This window comes from Christiangramia gaetbulicola (assembly GCF_003054225.1).
GTDB classification, from domain to species: Bacteria; Bacteroidota; Bacteroidia; order Flavobacteriales; family Flavobacteriaceae; genus Christiangramia; species Christiangramia gaetbulicola.
Window position 1 is genome coordinate 604,071 of sequence record NZ_QBKQ01000001.1, and the last position, 26,679, is coordinate 630,749.

26 protein-coding genes and 1 tRNA gene are annotated in these 26,679 nt (G+C 39.3%); 13 read left to right on the forward strand and 14 right to left on the reverse strand.

Annotation, left to right across the window (positions count from 1 at the left end; all coding sequences use genetic code 11):
* Positions 1–20 precede the first annotated feature (20 nt).
* Complete coding sequence (locus tag C8P64_RS02645) at positions 21–1,031, forward strand: NAD-dependent epimerase/dehydratase family protein (RefSeq protein WP_108170501.1); 1,011 nt, start codon at positions 21–23, stop codon at positions 1,029–1,031.
* Here the strand turns inward: C8P64_RS02645 and C8P64_RS02650 are convergent.
* The 3 genes from C8P64_RS02650 to C8P64_RS02660 are packed head-to-tail and all read right to left on the reverse strand — an operon-like array spanning position 1,028 to position 3,640.
* Positions 1,028–1,576, reverse strand: coding sequence for a DUF4296 domain-containing protein (locus tag C8P64_RS02650; protein WP_108170502.1), 549 nt, complete (start codon positions 1,574–1,576; stop codon positions 1,028–1,030). The genes C8P64_RS02645 and C8P64_RS02650 overlap by 4 nt on opposite strands.
* Positions 1,566–2,909: a dihydroorotase gene (locus tag C8P64_RS02655; RefSeq protein ID WP_108170503.1), complete on the reverse strand. Its 1,344-nt coding sequence runs from the start codon at positions 2,907–2,909 to the stop codon at positions 1,566–1,568. Before C8P64_RS02655 ends, C8P64_RS02650 begins: the two co-directional genes overlap by 11 nt.
* Positions 2,909–3,640, reverse strand: coding sequence for a polyprenol monophosphomannose synthase (locus C8P64_RS02660; protein ID WP_108170504.1), 732 nt, complete (start codon positions 3,638–3,640; stop codon positions 2,909–2,911). Before C8P64_RS02660 ends, C8P64_RS02655 begins: the two co-directional genes overlap by 1 nt.
* A 102-nt stretch (positions 3,641–3,742) precedes the next feature.
* Here C8P64_RS02660 and C8P64_RS02665 point away from each other — a divergent pair, with 102 nt between their 5' ends.
* Both C8P64_RS02665 and C8P64_RS02670 read left to right on the forward strand, forming a co-directional pair.
* Positions 3,743–4,396, forward strand: coding sequence for a DUF4271 domain-containing protein (locus tag C8P64_RS02665; protein ID WP_108171253.1), 654 nt, complete (start codon positions 3,743–3,745; stop codon positions 4,394–4,396).
* A gap of 24 nt (positions 4,397–4,420) precedes the next feature.
* Positions 4,421–5,167: a uroporphyrinogen-III synthase gene (locus C8P64_RS02670; protein WP_108170505.1), complete on the forward strand. Its 747-nt coding sequence runs from the start codon at positions 4,421–4,423 to the stop codon at positions 5,165–5,167.
* 74 nt (positions 5,168–5,241) lie between these two features.
* Here the strand turns inward: C8P64_RS02670 and pckA are convergent, their stop codons facing one another.
* Positions 5,242–6,840 carry a phosphoenolpyruvate carboxykinase (ATP) gene (gene pckA / locus C8P64_RS02675; protein ID WP_108170506.1) on the reverse strand — a complete coding sequence of 533 codons (1,599 nt, stop codon included), beginning with the start codon at positions 6,838–6,840 and terminating at the stop codon, positions 5,242–5,244.
* 78 nt (positions 6,841–6,918) lie between these two features.
* On the reverse strand, positions 6,919–7,308 hold the full coding sequence (locus tag C8P64_RS02680; RefSeq protein ID WP_108170507.1) for a DUF423 domain-containing protein: 390 nt from the start codon (positions 7,306–7,308) through the stop codon (positions 6,919–6,921).
* Positions 7,309–7,376: 68 nt separating this feature from the next.
* Between C8P64_RS02680 and C8P64_RS02685 the strand changes: the two genes are divergently transcribed.
* Complete coding sequence (locus C8P64_RS02685) at positions 7,377–8,750, forward strand: saccharopine dehydrogenase family protein (protein ID WP_108170508.1); 1,374 nt, start codon at positions 7,377–7,379, stop codon at positions 8,748–8,750.
* A gap of 50 nt (positions 8,751–8,800) precedes the next feature.
* On the forward strand, positions 8,801–9,271 hold the full coding sequence (locus C8P64_RS02690) for an Lrp/AsnC ligand binding domain-containing protein (protein ID WP_108170509.1): 471 nt from the start codon (positions 8,801–8,803) through the stop codon (positions 9,269–9,271).
* 54 nt (positions 9,272–9,325) lie between these two features.
* On the opposite strand, the gene C8P64_RS02695 is transcribed toward C8P64_RS02690, so the two are convergent.
* Complete coding sequence (locus C8P64_RS02695; protein WP_108170510.1) at positions 9,326–10,018, reverse strand: zinc metallopeptidase; 693 nt, start codon at positions 10,016–10,018, stop codon at positions 9,326–9,328.
* A gap of 197 nt (positions 10,019–10,215) precedes the next feature.
* On the opposite strand from C8P64_RS02695, the gene pyrH reads away from it, so the two are divergent.
* From pyrH to C8P64_RS02735, 8 genes are all read left to right on the forward strand, one after another.
* Positions 10,216–10,923 (forward strand): UMP kinase, encoded by a 708-nt coding sequence (gene pyrH, locus C8P64_RS02700; protein ID WP_108170511.1) that lies wholly within the window; start codon positions 10,216–10,218, stop codon positions 10,921–10,923.
* Positions 10,924–10,948: 25 nt separating this feature from the next.
* Complete coding sequence (gene frr, locus C8P64_RS02705) at positions 10,949–11,500, forward strand: ribosome recycling factor (RefSeq protein WP_108170512.1); 552 nt, start codon at positions 10,949–10,951, stop codon at positions 11,498–11,500.
* Positions 11,501–11,600: 100 nt separating this feature from the next.
* Positions 11,601–14,057, forward strand: a complete 2,457-nt coding sequence (locus C8P64_RS02710) for a DUF5686 family protein (protein WP_108170513.1) — start codon at positions 11,601–11,603, stop codon at positions 14,055–14,057.
* 76 nt (positions 14,058–14,133) lie between these two features.
* Entirely contained in the window at positions 14,134–16,548 is a 2,415-nt protein-coding gene (locus C8P64_RS02715; RefSeq protein WP_108170514.1) for an efflux RND transporter permease subunit, read from the forward strand.
* 77 nt (positions 16,549–16,625) lie between these two features.
* Entirely contained in the window at positions 16,626–18,068 is a 1,443-nt protein-coding gene (asnS, locus tag C8P64_RS02720; RefSeq protein WP_108170515.1) for an asparagine--tRNA ligase, read from the forward strand.
* A 4-nt stretch (positions 18,069–18,072) separates the two neighbouring features.
* Positions 18,073–18,942 (forward strand): RluA family pseudouridine synthase, encoded by an 870-nt coding sequence (locus C8P64_RS02725; RefSeq protein ID WP_108170516.1) that lies wholly within the window; start codon positions 18,073–18,075, stop codon positions 18,940–18,942.
* Positions 18,943–19,023: 81 nt separating this feature from the next.
* Positions 19,024–20,484, forward strand: coding sequence for an RNA polymerase factor sigma-54 (gene rpoN, locus C8P64_RS02730; RefSeq protein WP_108170517.1), 1,461 nt, complete (start codon positions 19,024–19,026; stop codon positions 20,482–20,484).
* A complete protein-coding gene (locus C8P64_RS02735; RefSeq protein WP_108170518.1) occupies positions 20,484–21,116 on the forward strand; it encodes a hypothetical protein in 633 nt (210 codons plus the stop codon). The genes rpoN and C8P64_RS02735 overlap by 1 nt, the downstream gene beginning before the upstream one ends.
* On the opposite strand, the gene C8P64_RS02740 is transcribed toward C8P64_RS02735, so the two are convergent.
* From C8P64_RS02740 to C8P64_RS02775, 8 genes are all read right to left on the reverse strand, one after another.
* A complete protein-coding gene (locus tag C8P64_RS02740) occupies positions 21,085–21,804 on the reverse strand; it encodes a porin family protein (RefSeq protein ID WP_108170519.1) in 720 nt (239 codons plus the stop codon). The two genes, C8P64_RS02735 and C8P64_RS02740, sit on opposite strands and share 32 nt — an antisense overlap.
* Positions 21,805–21,891: 87 nt before the next feature.
* Positions 21,892–22,374, reverse strand: a complete 483-nt coding sequence (locus C8P64_RS02745) for an ExbD/TolR family protein (protein WP_108170520.1) — start codon at positions 22,372–22,374, stop codon at positions 21,892–21,894.
* 32 nt (positions 22,375–22,406) lie between these two features.
* Positions 22,407–23,015: an ExbD/TolR family protein gene (locus tag C8P64_RS02750; RefSeq protein WP_108170521.1), complete on the reverse strand. Its 609-nt coding sequence runs from the start codon at positions 23,013–23,015 to the stop codon at positions 22,407–22,409.
* Between the two features lies 1 nt (position 23,016).
* Positions 23,017–23,454 carry a hypothetical protein gene (locus C8P64_RS02755; RefSeq protein ID WP_108170522.1) on the reverse strand — a complete coding sequence of 146 codons (438 nt, stop codon included), beginning with the start codon at positions 23,452–23,454 and terminating at the stop codon, positions 23,017–23,019.
* Between the two features lie 13 nt (positions 23,455–23,467).
* Positions 23,468–24,271, reverse strand: coding sequence for a MotA/TolQ/ExbB proton channel family protein (locus tag C8P64_RS02760; protein ID WP_108170523.1), 804 nt, complete (start codon positions 24,269–24,271; stop codon positions 23,468–23,470).
* Positions 24,272–24,338: 67 nt separating this feature from the next.
* Positions 24,339–24,426 (reverse strand) — tRNA-Ser (locus C8P64_RS02765).
* Between the two features lie 64 nt (positions 24,427–24,490).
* A complete protein-coding gene (locus C8P64_RS02770) occupies positions 24,491–25,519 on the reverse strand; it encodes an asparaginase (RefSeq protein ID WP_108170524.1) in 1,029 nt (342 codons plus the stop codon).
* A complete protein-coding gene (locus tag C8P64_RS02775) occupies positions 25,509–26,645 on the reverse strand; it encodes a 1-acyl-sn-glycerol-3-phosphate acyltransferase (RefSeq protein ID WP_108170525.1) in 1,137 nt (378 codons plus the stop codon). Before C8P64_RS02775 ends, C8P64_RS02770 begins: the two co-directional genes overlap by 11 nt.
* Positions 26,646–26,679: the final 34 nt, after the last annotated feature.

The window sequence follows — 26,679 nt, forward strand, 5'->3', positions numbered from 1 at the left end:
GCTTTAGCTATATTTACCACATGATTCTGGTAACCGGAGGAACAGGTTTAATTGGCGCCCATCTATTGTATGAACTGGCGCAGAAACACGAAAGGCTTAGAGCAGCTATAAGACCTACAAGTGATATCGATCAGGTAAGAAAGGTTTTTGGCTACTACTCTAATAACGCTGAAGCCGATATTCTTTTTGAAAAAATTGAATGGGTACAGGCAGATATCAATAACATTCCTGCCCTGGAAGAAGCATTTAGAGGAGTAGAATATGTATATCACTGCGCTGCCCTTATTTCTTTTGACCCTTCAGACGAAAAGAAACTTCGCAAGATCAATATTGAGGGTACCGCCAATATTGTGAATCTCTGTATTTCCAATAAGATCAAGAAACTATGTTATGTGAGCAGTGTTGCGGCCATAGGTTCTGAAGTAAATGCAAAAGAAGTCACAGAAACCGCAAAATGGAATCCTGAAGGAGACCATAATGACTATGCCATCTCCAAATATGGTGCAGAGATCGAGGTCTGGCGGGGAACCCAGGAAGGACTTGATGCGGTAATCGTTAATCCAGGAATCATCATAGGACCCGGATTCTGGGATTCTGGAAGCGGAAAGATCTTCAAAAGAATAGACAAGGTGTTAAAATATCATTTCCCAAAAGTAAGCGGATTTGTGGGAGTGAATGATGTAGTTAGAAGTATGATCCAACTTATGAATTCTACAATTAAGAATGAAAATTACATCCTCATTTCAGAAAACCTGAGCTTTGAGAATGTGCTTAAAAATACTGCTGAATACCTGAATAAACCAGCACCCAGTAAACAGTTAAAGAAATGGATGATCACCCTGGGTTGGATATTTCAGAAGATCGGAAGTTGGTTTGGTGCTAAAAGAGAAATTACCCGGGCATCTATCAAGGGCCTGTATGCAGAAACCTTTTACAGTAATGCGAAGATCAAAAACGATCTGAATTTTCAGTTTACACCCGTAAATGAAGTATTAAAGGAAACAGCCGCGATTTACCTAAAAGATCACTAATTCTGCCTATCGGAGGTACTATCGAACCTAACCGGGGGCGCGATCAAACTATCAATATCCTTTTTTAAACTATCTCTTTTCTTAGATTTTAGGGAACCAGTTTTGAGTGAATCTACCGATAAGGAATCAAGGGCCTTTAAAGAATCCTTTTTGGCCAGCTTTATACTATCCTCTATTCGCACTTCTATTTCCCGCAAAGAATCCAATCTTGTTTTAAGGATCTGCAGTCTGACCTTTACACTATCATAAATACGCTCATACTGATCATATTTTTCAGTATAATAATCATTGCTGCGCTCAAACTGAAGGCTATCTATATCGAATTTCTCATATATATATTCTTTAGGCTTGATCCCCGTTTCTTCCAGCTTTTGCTTATTGTAATTTCGAGCAGCGTTTACCAATGATAGTTCGGTTAGGACTTCTACCATCTTATCCTCAGGTATGAGATCATCGGGTTTTTCTGTTTTCTCGAGATCCTGGCAGGATGCCAGGACTATAAACAGGAAAAGATAAAGAACGCTATTTCTGAAATTATCGGTCAAAGCTTAATCTTTCAGCATTTTTGGCGAATGGAGTATGTTTGAAATTCTTATACACCAGGTTACCATTCACAAAAGTATGCGTGATCCTTGATTTAAAGGTAGTACCTTCAAATGGAGACCATTGACATTTGGAATAAATATTATCTGGCTGCACTGCCCACGGCGAATTAAGATCTACCAGCACAAGATCGGCCTTATAGCCCTCTCTTATGAATCCTCTTTTTTCGATATCGAATAATATAGCCGGGTTATGACATGCTTTTTCAACGATCTTTTCCAAAGTTATTTTCCCCTGGTGATGCATTTGAAGCAAAGCAGGTAATGCATGTTGAACCAAAGGACCTCCGCTAGGAGCCTTAGTGTACACATTTTTCTTTTCTTCCTTGGTATGAGGTGCGTGATCTGTAGCCAGAACGTCAAGACGATTATCGTTCAGGGCCTCCAATAAAGCTTCCTGATCTGCCTTAGTCTTTACGGCCGGGTTCCACTTTATATAAGTCCCTTTTTTGGCATAATCTGAATCATTGAACCAAAGGTGATGTATACAAACCTCTGCTGTGATCTTCTTATCTTTAAGTGGCTTTTTATTGGTAAAAAGGCTTAGTTCTTTTGCTGTGGAAACATGGAAAACATGAAGTCTGGCTCCGGTCTTCTTGGCTAAAGCCACAGCTTTTGAAGAAGATTTATAACAAGCCTCTTCACTTCTTATCTTGGGATGCAGCTCGATAGGGATATCATCTCCATATCTCTTCACGCATTCCTCAAGGTTCTTTTTAATGGTATCTTCATCTTCACAATGCACAGCGATCAAAACAGGAGACTTCTTAAAGATCTGCTCAAGAACTTTCTCATTATCTACCAGCATATTCCCGGTAGAAGAACCTAAAAATAATTTTAAAGCCGCAACCTGCTTAGGATCTATCTTTTCGATCTCGCTAAGGTTATCGTTAGTACCGCCAAACATGAAAGAATAGTTGGCGTAGGAAGTTTCAGAAGCTATTTTGAATTTTTCTTCAAGCTCCTTCATGTTGGTAGTTTGAGGAAGCGTATTTGGCATCTCAATAAAGGAGGTAATCCCACCGGCTACGGCAGCCCTGGAACCTGTTTCAATAGACTCCTTGTGGGTAAGCCCTGGCTCTCTAAAATGAACCTGGTCATCTATCAGCCCCGGCAATAAATAGGTGCCTTCAGCATCAAATATGTTTACATCGGGAGATTTTGCGCTAATACTTTCAGCAATTTCTACAATTATACCATCTTCAACGAATACATCCCCATCTGTAATTTTTCCTTCGTTAACTATCTTAGCGTTCTTGATTAATACCTTTTTCATTAGACCTTTTTCCTGTTAAACAGACTTTTAAGCTTCATTTTTATTACCCCAAACACGGCTTCAGAAATTATGGAGCCGCTCATTTTTGAAGTTCCACGGGTCCTATCTGTAAATATTACCGGTACTTCAACTATTTTATAATTTAAAAGATGAGCTTTAAACTTCATCTCTATCTGGAAAGCATAACCTATAAACTGAATTCTATCCAGATCTATTGCCTCCAGCACTTTTCTTTTATAACAAACAAATCCGGCGGTTGTATCCTGAATATCCATACCGGTCACAAATCTAACATATCTTGATGCCAGCCAGGACATTAACACCCTGTTCATGGGCCAGTTAATCACATTTACCCCGGTAATATACCTGGAACCGATGGCAACATCTGCCCCATCCCTTTTACAGGTATTGTATAACCTTACCAGGTCATTGGGATTATGAGAAAAATCGGCATCCATTTCAAAAACATAATCGTATTCTCTCTTCAAAGCCCATTTAAAACCGTGAATATAAGCGGTTCCAAGGCCTTGTTTTCCCAATCTTTCTTCAAGGAACAATCTCTCCGGGAATTCTGCCTGCAGCGTTCTAACCCTGGTAGCGGTACCATCGGGAGAATTATCATCTACGACCAGAATATGAAATTTACGTCTCTGCGAGAACACATTCCTAATAATGCGTTCTATATTCTCTATTTCATTAAAGGTGGGTATAATAATTATCCCATTTCCCATTCCCAAATATTTTGCACAAATGTATGCAAATTAAAATTTCAAATCTTTATGTTCAGCTACCCGAATAAGGGGCAAAATTTTACATTTGTAAAAAATTATTCCATGCAGGCAACCGAGAGGATTTATGAATATCAAGACTGGATCACCATTCTTTTTCTATCCTGTTTTGTTCTTCTGGTAGTGGCCAAAATTTTGTTTCCTCAACGTTTTGAGGAATTTACCTCCCTACTGAACTCGGGCAAATTTATAGCCTTTAAAGGAAAGGAGAATAAAGCTTTTCATGGTTTTAACATTTTATTACTTACCCTACAGGCAGTTTCGGTTTCCATATTCCTGTTTATTATATATCGCTACTTTCGGGAAGGACAAACTCCAGACCTGGTGATCTTTATAAGGATCTTTACCGCCTACTTTTGTTTTGTTCTTATCAAGGCCGGAATTGAAAAGATCATTGGAAATATTTTCGAAATTGATGAAAAGGTAGACTATTACATTTTTCAGAAATTTAGTTACCGGAATTTCATCTCGATATTTCTTTTATTCGCATCTTTATTTTTAATTTACACATTCTACCCTACAGCTCTTATAATAGGCATAATAGGCGGTTCTGCAATTATTGCGAACGCTATTGGGCTTTTTATCATTTACAGGAGAAATCAAAGTGCAATTGGCGCCAATTGGTTTTATTTTATTTTGTACCTTTGCGCACTTGAAATCGCCCCTTATATAATTTTGTATAAGCTAATTACAAACTAAAGAGGACCTAATAAAGTTTAATATATGAAAGTGAAAACAATTTTGGTTTCTCAGCCAGAACCTAAGGTCGAAAATTCACCTTATTTTGAGCTAGAGGAAAAGCAAAAAGTTAAAATTGATTTCATCCCTTTTATCCATGTGGAAGGAGTTCCGTCTAAAGAAGTAAGACAGCAAAAAGTTGATCTTGCGAATCATACAGCAATCATACTTACTAGTAGAAATGCTGTAGATCATTTCTTTAGAATTGCCGAGGAAATGAGATACAAGGTACCAGATACTTTAAAGTATTTTTGCCTGAGTGAGGCCGTAGCCTATTACCTGCAAAAATATGTGGTGTACCGTAAAAGGAAGATCTATGTTGGTAAGAGAACTTTCGCTGAACTTGCTCCTCTTATCAAGAAATATAAGAACGAAAAGTTCCTTTTGCCTTCTTCAGACATGCTGAAGCCAGATGTTCCTAAAACTTTGAACAAGCTAGGAGTAGAATGGAAAAAAGCGGTTTTTTACAGGACGGTAGTTAGTGACCTTTCCCACTTGAAAGATGTGACTTATGACATCCTTGTATTTTTTAGCCCTAGCGGAATCAAATCTCTTTTTGAGAACTTCCCAGATTTCAAACAGAATGATACGCGTATAGCCGTTTTTGGTAACACAACTATCAAAGCTGCGAAAGAACACGGACTTACCGTTAACATCAAAGCTCCAACTCCAGAAACTCCAAGTATGACCATGGCGATTAATAAATATATCTGCGAGGTCAACAAGAAATAATATTCTTACTTCATTTATAGAATAAAAAAATCCGGTCAAATGACCGGATTTTTTCTTTCAACTAACAATTAAAACTATTCGACCGGGGCACCATTCATAATTTCTTCATTCGCATATTCCTCGAATTTACTGAAGTTCTTTCTGAAGAAATTTGATAGTTCTTTCGCTTTACGATCATAAGCATCTTTGTCTGCCCAAGTGTTCTTTGGATTTAAAACTTCTGAAGGTACTCCTTCACATGTTTTAGGCATTTGCAGGCCAAAAATATCGTGAGTTTCATATTCAACATCTTCAAGTTTTCCTTCTAATGCCGAGCTAATCATCTCACGGGTGTATTTCAATTTCATTCTGCTTCCAACACCGTAAGGTCCACCGGTCCAGCCAGTGTTCACCAACCATACGTTCACGTTCGCAGCTTTCATTTTCTTACTAAGCATCTCTGCGTATTCTGTTGGGTGCAGCGGCATAAAAGGAGCGCCAAAACAAGCTGAGAAACTTGGTACCGGCTCATCTACACCAGCTTCGGTTCCAGCAACTTTAGCAGTATATCCACTAATAAAGTGATACGCAGCCTGTCCCGGAGTAAGTTTGCTTATTGGAGGCAATACCCCAAAGGCATCTGCGGTAAGGAAAAATATGTTCTTTGGATTCTTCCCTGAAGAAGGTTCCTGAATATTATTAATATGGTGAATAGGATAACTTACCCTTGTATTCTGGGTAATGCTGGTATTTTCAAAATCTACATTGCCATTTTCATCCAGAACAATATTTTCCAGTATTGCTCCTGGTTTGATGGCGCGGTAAATATCCGGTTCATTTTCTTCAGAGAGATTGATCACCTTAGCATAACAACCTCCTTCGAAATTGAAAATAGTATTTTCTTCTGTCCATCCATGTTCATCATCCCCGATTAACTTCCTCTCAGGATCTGCAGACAGGGTTGTTTTACCAGTACCAGACAGTCCGAAGAAAATAGCGGTATCTCCTTCTTCTCCAACATTGGCGGAACAATGCATAGGAAGGGTATTTTTATATACCGGAAGAATGAAATTAAGCGCTGAGAAAATTCCTTTTTTGATCTCCCCGGTATATCCAGTACCTCCTATAAGCGCGATCTTCTTGCTAAAGTTAAGGATAGCAAAATTCTCCTGACGGGTTCCATCCACTGAGGGATCTGCTTTAAAGCCGGGAGCGTTTATGATCAACCAGTCTTCCTTGAAGTTTTCAAGTTCTTCATCCTCTGCACGAAGAAACATATTAAAGGCAAAAAGATTAGACCAGGGATATTCGTTCACAACACGAATGTTCAAACGGTATTTATCATCTGCACAGGCGTAAGCATCTCTGGCGTAAACTTCTTTACCGCCCAGGTAAGCCACTACTTTGTCATATAATCTATCGAACTTTTCTGGATCAAAAGGAATATTGATATCTCCCCACCAAACTTTGTCTTTGGTGACCTCGTCTTTCACTATAAATCTGTCTTTTGGAGATCGGCCAGTAAATTCACCAGTATTCACCGCCAGGGCTCCGAAAGAGCTCTCTACTCCCTGTCCAAGTTTTATTGTTTCATCGTGAAGTTCCTGTGGAGATAGCTGATAATGTACTGTGGCATTTTTGATCCCGTAATCCTCTAACGAAATCGTTTTCGTAATTTGAGTGTTGTCGACCATAAAAAAATCAATTCTGTTGTTTGTTTAGGCGTACAAAAGTAAAAATCTTAAGTAGATATATCGTTAAACAAAATCAATTTATTTCTTTTTTAACTTTATGAAATTCAGCAATAATATTGCCCATGCAAGTATTAACAGGGTTCCTCCAAGGGGTGTTACCAAAGCTATCGATTTAAAATCTATTCCAGACAGCGAACTGGTAGACAGTAAATAGATAGATCCGGAAAAAAATATCACCCCGGTTAATAACAGGTAATAGACCCAATTGATCTTTTTTTCAGTTAGAAAATCAAAACCTCCAAGGATCAAGAATAAAAAGGCATGATACATTTGAAAACGAACTCCCGTTTCAAAAGAATTCAGTGATTCTGCTGAAATCGTTTCTTTTAATCCATGTGCAGCGAAAGCGCCAAATATTACCGCGGTTAATCCAAAAATAGCTCCGGTAATTAAAAATCTCCTGTGCATTATTTCAATTTTATTTAACTCAAAGTTTTAATACATTCGTCAACAACTACACAAAACTAACTTAATTTATGCGAGAAATTTTAATTGTGGGAGCAGGAAAATCTACCTCTGTTCTCATAAATTACCTGCTACAGCAGGCCGATAGTGAAAACTTATTTTTACGAATTGGTGATATAGATATCGAAAACGCCAGGAAAGCCTGCAATAACCACTCTAAATGTGAGGCTTTTGAGCTGGATGTATTCAAAAAGGAAAGCCGTGAACCGGCGATTAAACGTGCAGATATCATCATTTCCATGCTGCCCGCTAGATTCCATATAGAAGTTGCCAGGGATTGTTTGAAATTCGGAAAAAATATGGTCACCGCTTCTTATATAAGCGACGAGATGAAAGCGCTGGATGAAGAGGTTAAGGAGAAAGGACTCATCTTTATGAACGAGATTGGAGTTGATCCCGGCATAGATCATATGAGTGCTATGCAGGTAATAGACCGCATTAGGGATAAAGGCGGGAAGATGCTGCTTTTTGAATCCTTTACCGGCGGCCTGGTTGCTCCTGAAAGTGACAACAACCTATGGAACTATAAATTCACCTGGAATCCACGAAATGTTGTAGTGGCGGGTCAAGGAGGTGTTGCTGAGTTCATCCAGGAAGGCAAGTATAAATACATCCCTTACCAGCGTCTATTCAGAAGGACTGAATTCCTGGAAATTGAAGGTCATGGCAGGTTCGAGGGATATGCCAATAGAAATTCCCTTAAATATCAAAGTATCTACGGACTCGAAAATGCCCTTACCTTATATAGAGGAACTATAAGAAAGGTAGGTTTTAGTCGTGCCTGGAATATGTTCGTGCAATTAGGAATGACAGATGACAGCTTCGAGATGAAGAATTCTGAAGACATGAGTTATCGTGATTTCATAAATTCATTTCTTCCATATTCTCCAAGTGATTCGGTGGAATTAAAGGTTAGGCATAATCTGAAAATAGACCAGGATGATATTATGTGGGATAAACTAATTGAATTAGACCTTTTTAATCCTAATAAAAAATTAGGCATCAAAAATGCAACTCCCGCCCAGGCACTCCAAAAGATATTAATGGACAAATGGACCTTGTCTCCAGAGGACAAAGATATGATAGTGATGTATCACAAATTTGGATATGAACTCAACGGAGAAAAGAAACAAATAGATTCTACCATGGTGCATATTGGTGAAGATCAGTCTAAAACCGCCATGGCTAAAACTGTTGGCCTACCTGTAGCAATGGCTACCATAATGATACTGAACGGTGAGATCAAAACTCCGGGAGTCCAATTACCTATTCAAAAAGAGGTATACGAGCCATTATTAAAGAAACTAGAGGAGCAGGATATTATATTTAAAGAAAAAGAAACAGAATACCTCGGATACAATCCTTTTGGGGAAGTTGGCAATTAAGAATGAGAAGCAATTTTGTATTTTAGCTTTACCATCAAAAAAATCACCCTATGAAAATTGTCAATGATAATGTTAAGCTGGACGGGATAGATAAGACGATTCTTAATTTCCTGATGAAAGATGCAAAAAAACCGATCCTGGAGATCGCGAAGAATATTGGTATTACAGGTGCAGCCGTACATCAACGTTTAAGAAAACTAGAAAAATCTGGCTTGATCGAAGGCTCTAAAATGATGCTGGATGCAAGGCTACTAGGTTATAAAACGATGGCTTTTGTCGGGGTTTACCTGGACAAGGCAGTTAGCAATCCACAAGCAGTAAAACAATTAAGTGAAATTCCGGAAGTTATAGAATGTCATTACACAACAGGTAACTGGTCTATATTTTTAAAGATCCTCTGCCGGGATAATGAACATTTAATGCATGTCCTGAATAAGAATATACAGGCCATTGATGGGGTCTCCAGAACAGAAACCTTTATATCGCTGAATCAACAAATAGACCGGCAAATAAAGATCTAAATAAAAAAAAGCTGCCTTATCGGGCAGCTTTTTTTTATTGATATACTATTTAATTTAATCTCTTCCCATAAATATCCCTACGAAATAAAGCAGGGTTGCTAAAGAACCAACGGCTGCTACCACATATGTTCTTGCTGCCCATTTAAGAGAATCTTCAGCAGCATCGTGTTCTGCACTTGTCAGCATATTTTCAGTTTCCAGCCAAACCAGGGCTCTTTTACTGGCATCATATTCAACTGGTAAAGTAATGAAGCTGAAAAGTGTTCCCATTCCATACATTATTATACCCAGAAGAAGAACAGTCTGCCCTACTCCAACTCCAACCATGGTCATTAGAATAAGACCTCCAAAGATAGCCCATTGCGATAATTTAGAAGCTACACTTACCACCGGTACGAGTTTACTTCTCATTTGCAGCCAGCTGTAAGCCTGAGCATGCTGTACGGCATGACCACATTCGTGGGCTGCAACAGCTGCGGCAGCGGCATTCCTTTGCGAATATACGCCTTCACTTAAATTCACGGTTTTTTTAGCTGGGTTGTAGTGATCTGAAAGCATTCCTGGTGTAGAGATCACCTTCACATCATCTATTCCGTTATCCCGTAACATTTTCTCAGCGATTTCCTTACCGCTCATTCCATTTTGCAAATGAACTTTAGAGTATTTTTTGAATTTACTCTTAAGCCTGTTGCTTACATACATACTTACTATAAAAATAAGTCCTGCAATTATATAATATCCCATCATAGGTCAATTTTTTTTATCTGTTTATAGGTAATCAAAGATATCAAAAATCTAGCCAGATCAGTTCAATTTAGAAGGCTGTAAAAGGCCAAAAGAAGTTAATTTCTATTAAATGCTTCCTAATGCAACTCAAAAAAATGCCTATATATTTCACAAATTCAGATATTAGCTATATTTGCAACGATTAATAAAAATCAGCTATGCAATACAACAGAATACTTTTAAAACTATCCGGAGAAGCTTTAATGGGAAACCGCCAATATGGCATTGATCCAGAGAAGCTGGCAGAATATGCAGAAGAAATTAAATCGGTAGTTGATAAAGGTGTTGAACTGGCCATAGTTATTGGTGGAGGGAACATTTTTCGCGGGGTTGCCGGAGCAAGCCGCGGAATGGACAGAGTGCAGGGAGACCACATGGGAATGCTTGCTACTGTGATCAACGGTCTTGCTTTACAAAGCGCCCTTGAAGATGCCGATATCCAGACCAGATTACAATCAGCAATAAAGATCAACGAGGTTGCAGAACCTTTTATCCGCAGAAAAGCGATACGTCACCTGGAAAAAGGAAGAGTGGTTATTTTTGGTGGAGGAACGGGAAATCCATATTTCACAACAGATTCTGCAGCAGTGCTTAGAGCCATTGAGATCAAAGCCGATGTTATTCTAAAAGGTACGCGTGTAGACGGAATCTATACTTCAGACCCTGAAAAAGATAAAGAAGCGACTAAATTCGATTTTATTACATTTGAGGATGTTATTAAAAAAGGCTTGAAAGTAATGGATACCACTGCTTTCACTTTAAGCCAGGAAAACGAATTACCAATAATCGTGTTCGACATGAACAAACCCGGAAACCTTCTTAAAGTTGCCACCGGTGAGCGTGTTGGAACAAAAGTGAACCTATAAATCTGAACTTGAAAATTACTATAAAATGGATGAAGTTGAATTTATTCTAGAAGAAGCAAAAGAAGGAATGGAAAAAGCCATTTCGCATCTTAAAAAACAACTTTCGAATATACGCGCGGGAAAAGCAAGTCCAAGCATGCTTGGTAGTGTAATGGTTGAATATTATGGAGCTCAAACTCCACTTCAACAGGTTGCCAATGTGAATACTCCAGATGCCAGAACCCTGTCTATTCAGCCTTTTGAAAAGAGTATGATCCAGGAGATCGAAAAAGGGATCATGATGGCAAATCTTGGTTTCAACCCAATGAACAACGGGGAAAGCGTTATCATTAATGTACCACCACTTACCGAAGAAAGAAGGAAACAACTTTCCAAGCAGGCAAAAGCTGAAGCTGAAGATGCTAAGGTTGGTGTTAGAAATGACAGAAAACAGGCAAATCAGGAACTTAAAAAACTTGATATTTCTGAAGATCTTTTGAAAACTTCTGAAGATGAAGTTCAGGAATTAACCAATAGTTATATTGAAAGAATAGACAAGATTCTTGCAGTAAAAGAAAAAGAGATCATGACCGTTTAATGCTCTCTCCAACACATAAGATTGCCGGCTTGGATCTGAAATAACTTCAGATTTGATCCGGCATTTTTTATTTTAATCATTTTATAAGCAACAACCCTTAATGCGATCTTCCCTACTCATAATTTTATTCTTTTTTTGTTCGGGCCTGTTTGCGCAGACGATCCCGGGTAGGGTAATAAATAAGCAAACCAAGGAACCTCTTGCTTATGCCGAGATCCAGCTGGGTGAAGACACCCAGGTATTGACCAATATCGACGGTAGTTTCGAGATACAGTTAGAAAAAGACCTGGACAGTATCCGTTTTTCCTATGTGGGTTACAAAACCTTAAAAGTTCAGATTAGTAAAGACACCAGGTATTTACAGGTTGGAATGACGCCGGTCTACGAGCAACTGCAAACCGTTATGATCTCAGACGGAAAAAATCCTGCAGATCTCATCATAGAGAAAGCGATTAAAAACCGGGAGAAGAACGATCCTGAAAAAGCATTACCGGGATTTAAATATAAGGCCTACACCAAATTTATTATTGATAATGAACTTGGTAATATAGAGATGATCGCTGACTCCACTTCGGCGGCGATGCAGACTATAATCAATGAAGGAAGGGGTTACCTTTCTGAAAGAGTTTCAGAACATTTATACGATCAAAAAAGGGGCGGAAAAGAAAAGGTCCTTGGATTAAGAACTGCAGGTTTTAAAGATCCTGTCTACAACGTACTGGCGATGGACATTAATCCTTTTTCACTTTATAAGAAGGATTATAATCTTTATAAAACAGAGTATGCGGGTCCTTTAGCCGATAATGCCTTTAAAAATTACGAATACAGGATACTCGATACCACTGCAACCGAAAGGCCGGCATACCTGGTCTATTTCAAACCAAAACGTGAAAAAGTGGTTGCAGGCCTGGAAGGTATCTTATACCTGGATACCGTGAGTTTTGCTATACAGAAAGCAAAAGCTCAATTACTGGGTGCCATCCGGCTAGAGGTAAACCATACCTACAAATATTATCCTGAAAAAGACCTCTGGTTCCCTGCTGGACAGTCTACAAAAATAAGACCTGGATCAGGGGGAAAAGAAATCGCTGTTTTTGGCGGAACCATACAGATGGGCGCTGTGCAGCAGAAAAAAGGAGTCTTAAGCACTATTTTTGGCTCTGAAGAGATTTCCAGAGATATTTACCTGAATTCTGTTACCAGTAATTACGAAATCGATCTGGATTATACTGGAAAAATAGAGAATCCGGGAGCAGAGATAGACATAAATGAGGTTGCAGTGAGCAAACCCGAAGAATTCTGGGCTGCAAACAGGCAACTTGAATACGACGTTCGCGACAAAGCCACAGAAAAGAAAGTAGATAGTCTTCTAAAAGCCGGGAATATTGAACGCAAGATAGAAGTAAAAAAAGCCATGGCTTCGGGCTCCTACCCCTTAGGTTTCTGGAATGTTGACCTTAGTAAAATATTCAAGTTCAGTAATTATGAAGGGATTCGCTTAGGTTTTGGCGGAAGCACCAACGATCGTTTTAGCGAAAAATATAATCTAAACGGCTATACGACTTATGGCTTTAAAGATGAAGTTTTAAAATACAGCGCAGGTACTCAGATCTACCTGAATAAGAAAACAGGCACCAACCTTAATTTTTCGATCACAAAAGACATACAGGAAGCGGCTTCTTTTAAATATCTAAAGGGAGAAAATACCTTCGCTATCCTGGTTCCACGTTTTGTAAACATCAATTTCTATTACACCTATAATAGATATGCAGCCGGACTGGAACATCGAATCACTCCAAAATTAGATACTCAGTTTCAAATTGCGAGAGAAGAGATCACCCAAACCAGGGCATACAGCTTTTTGCACGAAGGTAGAAGCTACGAGGAATATAACCTGGCCAAAGCCACTTTGTCTTTTATATGGAGACCTTTTTCCAAATTTTTGAATACCCCCGAAAGCAATATCATCCTGGAAAAGGAATTTCCTCAATTCACAGGACAGATTGAACAGTCTTTTTCGAGTTTTGGAGGCGATTTCAACTTTACCAGGATAGGTTTTAAGGCTGAACATGAGATCAAAAGGCTGGACAGGTCCAGAACAGAATTCATTCTCGAAGGAAACTATGGTTTTGGAGACCTGCCATTAACGCACACTTTTCATGCAAATCCCAATAATCCAGACCGGGAAAATGTTTTCAGACGGTTTTCGATCGCTGGTAGAAATAGTTTTGAGACCATGTACTATAATGAATTCTTTAGTGATAGGCAGGCCACTATTCACATAAGGCATCAATTGCGACCTTTTATCATCTCGAAAAGCTTTCAGCCAGAAATGGTTTTTATTACCAGATATGCCATTGGAGATTTTGACAATCAGGACAAACATCAGGATATTGCCTTCAACACCCTAAACCATGGATATGCTGAATCTGGAATTGAATTAAATAAGATCCTTGCCGGTTTTGGACTAGGGGCAGCGTACAGATACGGGGGATATCACCTTGAAAGATTCAAAAAGAATTTCGCTTTTAAATTCACTTTGCAACTTCAGCTGTAATTATCCCAATATTAATCGTTTAATACGAGCTAATTAAAGGAGCTTTTTTCTAACTTTGCGCCGCTAAAATAAAGCCATGCATAAGATATTCAGCTTTGGATTCTGGAATTCCATCGCCCGCCTTATTCTAAGAAACAGGATCATCATCATCATTTTGATCGCCGTTGCCACGTTCTTACTTTCTACACAATGGAAGAACATGCGCTTTTCTTATACGGAAGCCAATCTGATGCCTAAGGACCATCCGGTCAATATCAGTTATGATGATTTCCTGAATAAGTTTGGTGAAGAGGGAAATCTTATTTTATTAGGAGTTCAGGATTCGGCACTTTTTACGCCTGAAAAGTTCAAAGCATGGAACGAACTTACTCGCAAGCTTACCTCCTATCCAGAAGTAGATCATATCATTTCCCCGGCAAGTCTTCAGGAACTTAAAAAGTTTGAAGACCCCAAGCGCTTTGAAATGGTGCCGGTTTTACCAGACAACGAACCAGACAGTACCCAACTGAAGGAGTTTGAAAAAAAGCTTTTTACAGCGCTGCCTTTTTACGAGAACCTGGTTTATAGTTCGCATTCGAATACCATCCAATCTGCGATGTATCTGAATAAAGAACTAGTGAATACAAAAGCCCGAAAGATCTTTGTTCTGGAAGAACTGGACCCGCTAATCCAGGAATTCGAAGAAAAATATGATATTGACGTTCGCGTTTCGGGGATGCCTTATATACGAACCCTGAACGCTCAGAATATCGTAGACGAAATTGGATTATTTATCCTGGCCGCTCTACTGGTAACTTCATTGATCTTCTTTTTCTTTTTCAGATCAATAAGAGCTACATTAATTTCAATGTTCACGGTTTGTATCGGGGTGATGTGGGCCTTCGGGGTAATTGGATTGCTGCATTATGAGATCACTATCCTAACCGCATTGATCCCTCCACTAATTATCGTGATAGGTATCCCGAACTGTATTTTCCTGATCAACAAATATCAACAGGAGATCAAAAAGCATGGAAACCAGGCTAAATCTTTACAAAGGGTTATTACCAAAGTAGGGAACGCTACTTTATTAACGAACCTTACTACGGCTTCAGGTTTCGCCACTTTTATTTTAACCGACAGTCAGTTGTTAAGAGAATTTGGAGTGGTAGCCTCTATAAATATCATCGCTATATTTGTATTGAGCTTACTGATAATTCCTATAATCTACAGCTACCTAAACCCTCCAAAGGATAGGCACTTAAGACACTTAACTAAAAAGTGGATCGGTGGTCTAACGGCCTGGATGGAGAACATGGTTAGAAACCACAGGATCGCCATCTACATCACTTCGCTAGTTTTACTCGTTGCAAGCATCATCGGTATATACACTATCAAGATCTCCGGAAGCATCCTGGAAGACATGCCGCATAACACCGCTTTCTATAAGGACGTGAAATTTTTTGAGAGTGAATTCGACGGGGTGATGCCTCTGGAAATTCTTATTGACACTAAAAGACCTAAGGGAGTGATGAAACTCTCAACCCTGAAAAGGATGGACGAACTGGAGAGTTTTATCCAGGACATTCCTGAACTTTCAAAACCGCTTTCGGTGAACAGGCTGGTGAAATATTCCAAGCAGGCATATTATAACGGCAATCCAAAATATTATCAGTTGCCTTCTTCGCAGGAGCGCAATTTTATAATGCCTTACGCGAAAAGTCTTTCGTCCAGTGAAGGAATTATGCAGTCCTATGTAGATTCTACAGGGCAATATGCACGTATCACGACTTTTATGAAAGACGTGGGCACCGAAAAAATGGAAGAGATCGAAAATGATCTGCTGCCACAGATAAATAAAATATTCCCTGAAGACAGGTATGATGTTTCTATAACCGGGAAAGCCCTGCTTTTCCAGAAAGGGACCAATTACCTGGTAAAGAACCTTATCATTTCCCTGGGGCTGGCCATCATTCTAATCGCCATTTTAATGGCCTGGATGTTCAGGAGTTTTAGAATGATCATTATCTCTTTAGTACCAAACCTATTACCCTTACTGGTAACAGCAGGAGTCATGGGATTCCTTGGTGTACCTATAAAACCATCCACTATACTGGTTTTTAGTATCGCCTTCGGTATTTCTGTGGATGATACCATACACTTCCTGGCAAAGTACCGACAGGAACTAAAGGCTAATAACTGGAAGATAAAGCGTTCGGTTTATGCTGCCCTAAAAGAGACCGGGGTAAGTATGTTCTATACCTCTATCGTCCTGTTCTTTGGATTTTCAGTATTCATGATTAGTAGTTTTGGTGGAACGGTTGCCCTGGGTGGTCTCGTTTCAGCCACACTATTGTTCGCCATGCTGGCCAACCTGTTGTTGCTGCCTTCTTTACTTTTATCTCTGGAAAGAAGCATCGCCAACAAGAAGGTTTTAAAAGAACCGGCCATGAAGATCATCGAGACCGAAGAAGATGAAAAAGAGTACAGTATAACAGATCGTAAGAATTAAAAAATATTATTAAAAACAGCCTGCTTGCTAAGCTTCAGGCGAAAAACTATCTTTGTTTTTTTCTAAATTTCAACTAAATGATACAAGCAAAAATCGCTGAAATACTGAAAAGCGATCAGTTTTTACAGGAATACCATGTTCAAGGTTGGGTACGCTCTTTCAGGAGCAATAGGTTTATCGCCCTTAATGATGGTTCAACCCTAAAAAACCTACAATGTGTTATCGATTTTGAAAATACCGATGAGGAGATAATCAAAAGGATTAATGTAGGAGCAGCGATCTCTGTGAAAGGGACCTTGAAAGAGAGTCAGGGTAGCCAGCAACGTGAAGAAATTGAAGTTTCAGAAATTGAAATTCTTGGCGACGCCAATCCCGAAGAAGTTAAGCTTACTATTCTTTCTCCTAAGAAGCATAGTATGGAAAAACTTCGTGAACAGGCACATTTGCGTGTTCGTACCAATACATTTGGCGCTGTGATGCGAGTAAGAAGCAGACTGTCTTTTGCGGTACATAAATATTTCCAGGACAGGAATTTCTTCTATGTAAACACTCCTATAATCACAGGAAGTGATGCCGAAGGTGCGGGTGAAATGTTCAAAGTAACCGCGATGGATCTTAAAAATCCTTCTAAGAACGAAGATGGCAGCATCAATTATAAAGAAGATTTCTTCGGAAAAGAGACCAATCTTACCGTATCTGGCCAGCTGGAAGCTGAAACTTTCGCTTTAGGTTTAGGACAGGTTTATACCTTTGGACCTACCTTCAGAGCTGAAAATTCTAATACTTCCCGTCACCTGGCTGAATTCTGGATGATAGAACCTGAAGTTGCTTTTTGTGATCTTGATGGGAACATGGACCTTGCTGAAGACTTCATAAAATATGTATTAAAATACATTATCGAGAACTGTAAAGAAGATCTTGAATTCCTTGCCGAAAGACAGGAAAATGAAGACAAGCTTAAGCCAAAGGCAGATAGAAGCGATATGAATCTTCTGGAAAAGCTAAACTTCGTACTGGAGAATAACTTTAAGCGAGTTAGTTATACCGAGGCTATCGAGATCCTTAAAAACTCGAAGCCAAACAAGAAGAAAAAGTTCAATTATATCATTGAAGAATGGGGTGCTGACCTGCAAAGTGAGCACGAAAGATATTTAGTTGAAAAACACTTTAAATGTCCTGTAATTCTTTTTGATTACCCAGCAAACATCAAGGCCTTCTACATGAGGCTTAATGAGGATGGTAAGACGGTTAGAGCTATGGATATCCTATTCCCTGGAATTGGTGAGATCGTTGGAGGAAGCCAGCGTGAAGAACGCCTGGACGTACTTAAGGAAAAGATGGCCGAACTGGACATTCCTGAGGAAGAACTTTGGTGGTATCTTGACACCCGCAAGTTTGGAACCTGTGTGCACAGTGGTTTTGGATTAGGTTTCGAAAGACTGGTACAATTCACTACCGGAATGGGTAACATTCGTGATGTAATTCCTTTCCCAAGGACTCCACAGAACGCAGAATTTTAATTTTTTGAAAATACTAGAAACGCATATAGTTCCTGCAATCTCAGAAGAAATAAGGTTGCAGGAATATGCGGTTTCTGTTTTTACTACCATACAAACCCGCAGCGGACTTAAAAAAGCGATCAAAAAGGGTTTGCTCCTCATAGATGGTCAAAAAGCATCCACTGCCGACTGGATTAAAGAAGGCCAGAAAATTGACCTTTTACAACCTGAATTTCCCATGAAGAAGATCTTTAAGCTTGACCTGGAGGTATTGTTTGAAGATGAACATATCGCCGTGGTGCATAAACCCGCGGGATTTCCTACCAGCGGGAATTTTTTCAAGACCATAGAAAATGCCTTACCGCATAATCTTTCGAGATCTAAAGAAATCGATGCGCTACCCTATCCTCTACCCGCCCACAGATTAGACAACCCCACCGCCGGAATCCTCCTTTGCGCCAAAACCAGGAATTCCCTGATAAAGCTTCAGCAGGATTTTGCCGAAAAGAAAATCGCCAAGATCTATTTTGCCCTGGTGCATGGGAAACTGGAGAACGATCTAAATCTGGATTCAGAAATAGAAGAAAAACCGGCTACGACTTTGGTCAAACCACAGAAATTTTTCAAAATTTTCAATGATTCATATACGCTTGTCGAAGCAAAACCGTTAACAGGAAAGACACATCAAATAAGGATACATTTAAGCAGAAATGGGCATCCTATTGTTGGTGATAAAATTTACGGGATCAAAGAAAATGATTATTTCAAGAATAAGAATCTCTTTCTTTTTTCCGGAGGAATATACTTCTCTCACCCGGTAACCAAAATAGAAATGAACCTGAAACTGGAGTTACCGAAGAGATTCAGAAACCTGAGTAATTACAGGGTGTATTAACAAAATTTTACCACTAACATTAGCTGTGCCAAAGATGAGTTGGCCTGTATTTTCCTTATTTTTGTTAGAGACGTAAAATTTATGCTGAAGCAACAATTAAATTTCAAATTATCCCAAAAGCTATCTCCCCAGCAGATCCAGCTCATGAAACTTATTCAATTACCTACCCAGGCATTTGAACAAAGGATCAAGCAGGAACTTGAGGAAAATCCGGCTTTAGAAGACGGTAAAGAGGAAAAAATTGATGAATATGAAGATCTGGGAAATGAGAATACTCCTGAAGATGATTATGATAGCGAGACCATAGAAACAGATATCGATGTTGATGAATATCTAAGTGACGATGAGATCCCAAGTTATCGCCTAAATGCTAATAACTACAGTGCAGACGACGAAGACAGACAGGTGCCTTATGCCGCCGGGACCTCTTTTACCCAGCACCTCAAAACACAGTTGAGCACGGTAAGACTTGAAGAAACCGAAGAGGAGATCGCAGAATTCCTGGTAGGAAGCGTTGATGAAAGCGGTTATATACGCCGTAGCGTTCAGGATATTGTAGACGACCTGGCTTTTACCCAGAACATATATACAGACGAAGAGACTGTAGAAAAGGTTCTTAAAAAGGTTCAGAAACTGGATCCTGCCGGTGTTGGAGCAAGAAGTCTGGAAGAATGTCTTATCATTCAGCTAAACCGAAAAGAGCCCACTAAACAGGTCGAACTCGCCAAGGATATTATGGAAAGGTCTTTTGACCATTTCAGCAAGAAACATTATACCAAATTACTTTCGAGACACGACATCACCGAGGATGAGCTTAGGGATGCCATTGAAGTGATCGAGCATTTGAATCCTAAACCGGGAGGTGCCTATTCTGGAAATACCAGGATGGTAGAACATGTGATCCCGGACTTTACCATAAAGATCGAAGACGGTGAATTGCAACTTACCCTAAACGGGCGAAATGCTCCCGAAATGCATATCTCCAGGGACTACAATAATATGCTTAAAGGCTATAAGGAGTCCAAGGAAAAAACGAAAGCACAGAAGGATGCGGTAATGTTCATCAAGCAAAAACTGGATGCCGCTAAATGGTTCATAGAAGCCATCAAACAACGCCAGCAAACCTTAATGGTGACGATGAGTTCTATCATGAACTATCAGAAAGAGTATTTTCTTACCGGGGATGAGCGAAACTTGCGACCAATGATCCTTAAGGATATTGCAGATGAGATCGAAATGGATGTCTCCACTGTTTCCAGGGTAGCGAATTCAAAATATGTAGACACCCCATACGGAACAAAACTCATAAAAGAGTTTTTCTCTGAATCCATGAAAAATGACCAGGGAGAAGATGTTTCTACGAGGGAGATCAAGAAGATTTTGGAAATGTCTATCGAAGAAGAGGATAAGCGAAAACCATTAACAGACGAAAAGCTAGCGAAAGTTTTAAAGGATAAAGGATATCCTATTGCCAGAAGAACCGTTGCAAAATACAGGGAACAGTTAGACATTCCGGTTGCCAGATTACGCAAAGAAATTTAATGAGAATACTACTTAAGCTTGCCTCTTTTTTATTTCACCCGCTATGGATGCCCTTTGCCGGAAGTCTTTTTTATTTTCTTTTTACCCCAAGATTCTTTCCACAGGAGATCATTAAAGCAAAGTTATTAGCCATTGCCATTATCACTATATTCATTCCTGTGGTGTTTTATTTCCTGCTTAAAAACCTGGGTAAGGCAGAGAGTATTTTCCTGGATAAAGTTGAGGAAAGAAAATGGCCGCTTTTCTTCTTTATCATGTTAAGTTTGATGGTACTTAACCAGGTGCTTAACATCTATAATTATCCTGCCCTGTTCTACTACTTTGCGGGTATTCTTATTTCTACAGCCATAGCTTTTATCTTTACCTGGCTCAAGATCAAAATGAGCCTGCATATGGTTGGAATAGCAGGTCTCTTAATGTTCGTTATAGGCTTCTGTTTTTACTTTCACCTGTACTTTATATACACGATAAGCTTCCTGATCGTTGCGGCGGGACTAAGCGCTTCCTCACGCTTATACTACAAAGCGCATACTAAATGGGAATTAATGTTAGGCTTTATTACCGGCCTGGTACCCCAGATACTTATGTTCAGTTTTTGGTTTACAGAATATAGAATGTCAGACCTATTTTAAGGGTAGAAAGGTCGATAGAGTTGCCATCTACTGCAACGTCCTTAAAAAATGGATTTAAGGCATAGTAGAATTGGAAATTAAAGGTGTTATACCCAAAGGTAAAAGTTGTTCCTAATCTAAATCTATCTAATTCAGAAACATCATTCACAATGATCTCTTGATTGTCATCCAGGTAACGGCTTCTAAAATGATAAATATATCCTAAGCGAAATCCACCGTAGATTCGCCAGAATTTATAGGTCTGAGGTGTAGAAGTACGCCACCTGAACTCTATTGGGGCTTCTACCAGTTGAGTGGTAAACCTGTTCGTGCTGTAATCTACTTCATCATCCAGGCTTTGGAAAACAGTAGAACCGTCCTCATTCTTACCAATGAACAGATTCTGCCCATAAGTATTGATCGACCAGCCTAAGCCAACCCCAATAGCCACATTTCTCCTATGGTTCAAAGGGAAATCTCTAATGAAGCCAAGATTTAAACCTCCAGAGAAGCTCTCCTGGGAAATGTTTGAGGGCCTATTAGTAATAAGATTAAAATGAAACCCAGCGTAGAACTGGTCTTCCCTGTACAAACTATCTATGGTAAAGGGAATGGTATCGGGAATTTTATACCGGTCTTCATCCTCCTGCGAATTTGATAGCAAAGGCAATACAAATAGAAGTATCAGGATTATTTTTTTACCGGTCATTGTTTTTAAATCTGGAGTTTAAATATAAAAAAACATCCTGTCTGATTTTACCCAGACAGGATGCTTTATATAATTAAATCGAAAAGATTATTCAACGTTTTGCATCGCATCACCAACTACAGTAGTGTAGTTGATCTTAAGTGCTTCAGCTTTTCTCAATTCTTGTTTAATATCTGAAACAAGCCCCATATTAGTCTCTTCATCTACCTTTAAGGCAGTTGTTAGATAAGGAACCAATTCCTCTCTTTTAGACTCTCTTTCAGAATAGATAAATTGCTGTACTTCTTCAACACTAGCAAATTTATCGTTTAACTGAATACGTGCTTCTGTTCCATATTGAGCCTGGTATCTCTTGCTTGGTTTCCCTGCATAGATATACATGATCAAATCTTTCTTATCAAGTTTCTCAACCTGGTCCGCAAACGGTAATTTGTTTTCGATCATCAGAGTGTTCTGACGCATTACTGTTGCAACCATAAAGAAAAATAAGAGCATAAAAACGATATCAGGTAAAGATGCCGTACTAATCGCAGGCAAATCTCCAGACTTCTTCTTTTTAAATTTAGACATAATTAAAGTCGTTTTCGTTTGTTAATAGCTCTCTAGCTTGTTGGTTCAGCTTCAGATAATTTCTGTGGAATCATATCTGTGATCACATCGATCTTTTCTTTAAGGGCATCTTTGTTGCCGTTATAGTTTGGATCGTTGTAATTTTTCTCCATTTGAGTAAAAGACATTCCATACATTCTCTGAGCTTCACGATCTCTTAGCTGATTGTAGGCAGCTACAAGTTCGTTCTGTACAGCGATATATGTTCCGTACTCTGTACCACGGTTGTTAACCAGAGAAATAATAGCTTTCTGAGGATTCACCGAAGAGTTAGGATCTTTGGCGCCCTGACAAAAGCTACAAGCTTCATCACCGGTACCACCACCGTTATCTAAGAACTCAACAGCTGCTTCACGCAATTCTGAAAGTTCCATGTCTTCATCTTCTACCAGCAACTGGTTGTTACTGTTCACCAGTACGGTAAAGATGTTTCTTTGTTTAATAACCGGAGGCTCAACGTCTTCAGGTTGCCATGGCGGTAACTTCCTGCTTATCCCGCTATCTGTTTCAATGGTAGTAGTTACCAGGAAAAAGATTAGAAGTAAGAAGGCGATATCTGCCATAGACCCGGCGTTAACTTCCGGTGCTGATCTCTTTGCCATATTATTTAGCCAATTTTTTAATTCCAGAGAATACCATCGCAGCGATAGCTATTCCGGCAAGGATGTAGAAAGTAATTAAACCTGCTCCAACCCAATGATCACCAGATGCTGAAAGCATGCTACCGTCCTTAAGTTCCTTTGCTGTACCATCACTTAACACATAAGCGATAACTACGATCACTAAAAATGATCCTATAGCAATGATTGTGTTCTTAATATTACCTCTGAATAAACCTACGATCACAAATATTGCAACTAGTACAACGACTGCAGCTAGAACCAAATAAGCAATCCACATGTAAGGGTCTAAATGACTCCCTTGCAGGTCTGCCGAGGCTTTAATGGCATCATCTCCGGTGGCGATAATCCTTCCCAGAAGGATCATACCTACCACACCAAGAGCTAGTGCCAGATATTTTAATATTTTATGTAAGCTCATAATTTAGTTTGTCTTAGATTCTTTTTTTATTCTTGTAAGCTACTAACATATCGATAAGTAGAATAGACGCGTCTTCCATATCGTTAACGATACTGTCTATTTTAGCAATGATATAGTTGTAGAAAATCTGAAGAATAATCGCAACGATCAAACCAAATACTGTAGTAAGAAGTGCTACTTTAATACCTCCTGCCACAAGTGACGGCTGCATATCTCCAGCTGCTTCAATACGGTCAAAGGCCTGAATCATCCCGATTACAGTACCCATGAATCCAAGCATAGGAGCCAATGCGATAAATAAAGAAACCCAAGATACGTTCTTTTCAAGTTGTCCCATTTGAACACCTCCGTAAGCAACAACCGCTTTTTCAGCAGCTTCAATACTTTCGTCAGCTCTGTCTAGACCTTGATAATAGATAGAAGCAACAGGTCCTTTTGTATTTCTACAAACTTCCTTAGCCGCTTCGATACCACCACTGTTAAGAGCGTCCTCAACGTTCTGAGCAAGCTTCTTAGTGTTAGTTGTTGAAAGATTTAAAAAGATAATTCTCTCAATGGCGATAGCCAGACCAAGAATTAAACACAATAGAACGATCCCCATAAAGGCAGGACCACCTTCGATGAAACGTTTTTTAAGTTCCTGGTGAAAACCAAGTTCTTCTTCTTCCAAATCATCACCGGCTGCTGTTTCCTCGTCATCTTGTACAAAGGTCACAATCGTTCCTGGCAAAGTATTCGCGCTGTTAGCCGCCTGTAGATTGTAGGCCCCAAGAACCGTAATCGCGGCGATTACCAAAATAGAAAATAATCTTTTCATTACTGTTTGTCTTAATTTAATTAGTTAAAGGGTTAAAGATATAAATTATTTTTAATAAAACACTTAGCAGAGAGGAAGGGATTCGAACCCTCGATACGCTTGTGACGTATACACACTTTCCAGGCGTGCGCCTTCGACCACTCGGCCACCTCTCTGTATTTGTTTAGGGGCGGCAAATAACAAAAAAAAAACTTGCCCGTCAAGTACATCCCGTTAATTTTAGGACATTTCCCCTCTTAAAGAAGTTTCATAGATCGTCTTGAACACCTTAGGAGATAAATCTTTCCCCAATAAATACATCAACTTTGATATTGCAGCCTCTGTAGTTATGTCCTTTCCAGACACTACTCCTACCTTCTTTAAGCCAACACTGGTCTCATATTGCCCCATGGTCACGCTACCTCCAATACACTGGGTTACATTCACTACTCTTAGCCCGTCCTGGATCTTCCTTTTCAAAATATTCAGGAACCAGGGTGCATTTGGCGCATTACCGCTACCATAGGTTTCAAGGATCACTCCTTTGAGGTTTTCCTTGGAAAGAATATGCTCCACCGTACTTTCTGTTATACCGGGAAACATCTTCAAAACAAGCACCTCATTATCGAATCCAGTATGTAATTTAGTCTTTTGTTTTCGGTTTGGCTTCCATAAAGACTTATAATTTACAGATAAATATACTCCAGACTCCGCCAAAGCAGGATGATTCATGGAAGCAAACGCTTGAAAATGCTCCGCATTTACCTTGGTCGTTCTATTGGCCCGGTAGAGCTTATATTCAAAATATAAACCCACTTCCGTTATTACAGGCCTGCCATTCTTTTGAAGCCCGGCAATCTGTATACTGGTAATTAAATTTTCTTTTGCGTCTGTTCTAAGATCTCCAATTGGCAATTGTGAACCCGTAAAAATGATGGGTTTTGTAAGATTTTCGAACATAAAGCTCAAGGCAGATGCCGTGTAAGACATGGTATCACTTCCATGCAAAACCACAAATCCGTCATAAAGATCATAATGATCGTTGATGGTTTTGGCTATAAGCTCCCAGTAAGCGGGATTCATATTAGAAGAATCTATAGGATTCTCGAAACTCAAAGTTTCTATTTCATGTTCCAGGATCTTTAATTCCGGAATATTCTGCAAAAGCTCGTCGAAGTTGAAAGCTTTTAATGCTCCGGAATCATAATCCTTGATCATACCAATGGTACCACCGGTATAAATAAGCAGTATTCTGGAGTTATTCTTCATTCAAAGACATTTTATTGATCACAGGATTCGCATACATTAACAAGTAGCTGTTCAGCGCCAAAGGATTCTTTACATCTACTCTCCTGGCTACACGGCGATCGAATTGTCTTTTTTCTTTTTCGGTATAGTTATCTTCAAACCTGGTATCGTTCTTTAATAAATCATAGGCGATATAGTTCGCAGGCCAAAGTTTATAATTTCTGTAAATGGCATTATCTATTAAAGTAGCAACTTCTTTCAATTGCTCATTAATAGAAAGATCCTTTGCTCTTATAGCATCAAAATCCTCTGAAGTGAGCACCTGCCCTGCGTTGATCTGGATTCGACCTTTCTGGCCCATCGCGCCTTGCATGATACTATTAAAATCTTCGTTGGCTGTTTTCTTATACTCCTCTTTCATCCTCTTGGCGAGAACTTCAGGCATCTTCAGCATATCTGTAGGATCCAGCTCATACGAAATCGCAACCGGCACGATCTTCAGCTTGGCGAAATAATCGAGAATATCCATATCTCCTTTAGCCATTCCCAGCATCTTTAGAACACCTTGCTGAGTAAAGTCATTCCCATCTTTAGTTCTTCCTTCCCTCTGAGCCATCCATACTGAACGTTGTTCTTCCAGCAAAAGAGTCCTGATATATTCTGAAAGTTTCATAGAACTTTTCAGCATTTCCCGCGGACTCTGGTTACGAAGCACCAGAAAATTCCGGTTCAATTTAGACAGAGCCATTAAAAAAGGCTTCTGCACCAGGTTATCACCGATCGCCGAAGCGGTCATTACCAGGTCGTGATTATAAAGATTGTAATTAATCAGGGAAGTATCGAGAATGATATCCCTGTGATTGGAAATATAAAAATAGGATTCTGAAGGATCCAGCTCATCAAAACCATTATCACTTAAACCTTCGCTTGTTTTTTCCAGTACCTTTTCAACACTCAGGTAGATCACTTTACTTTGAAAATCTTCAATGGAGTGACATTCCTCAACAATTGCCTGAATATCGCTGAACTTTAGTTCAGGAAAAGTGAACTGTAGCAAGGCTTTTACCATAGGATGATTCACATACTCCTTCAAGGCCGCATTAACCTCTTCATCCTTATAAAATCTTATATCATCAAAATTTCGCACCTATTCCAAAATTATTTTGACAAATGAACAAAAA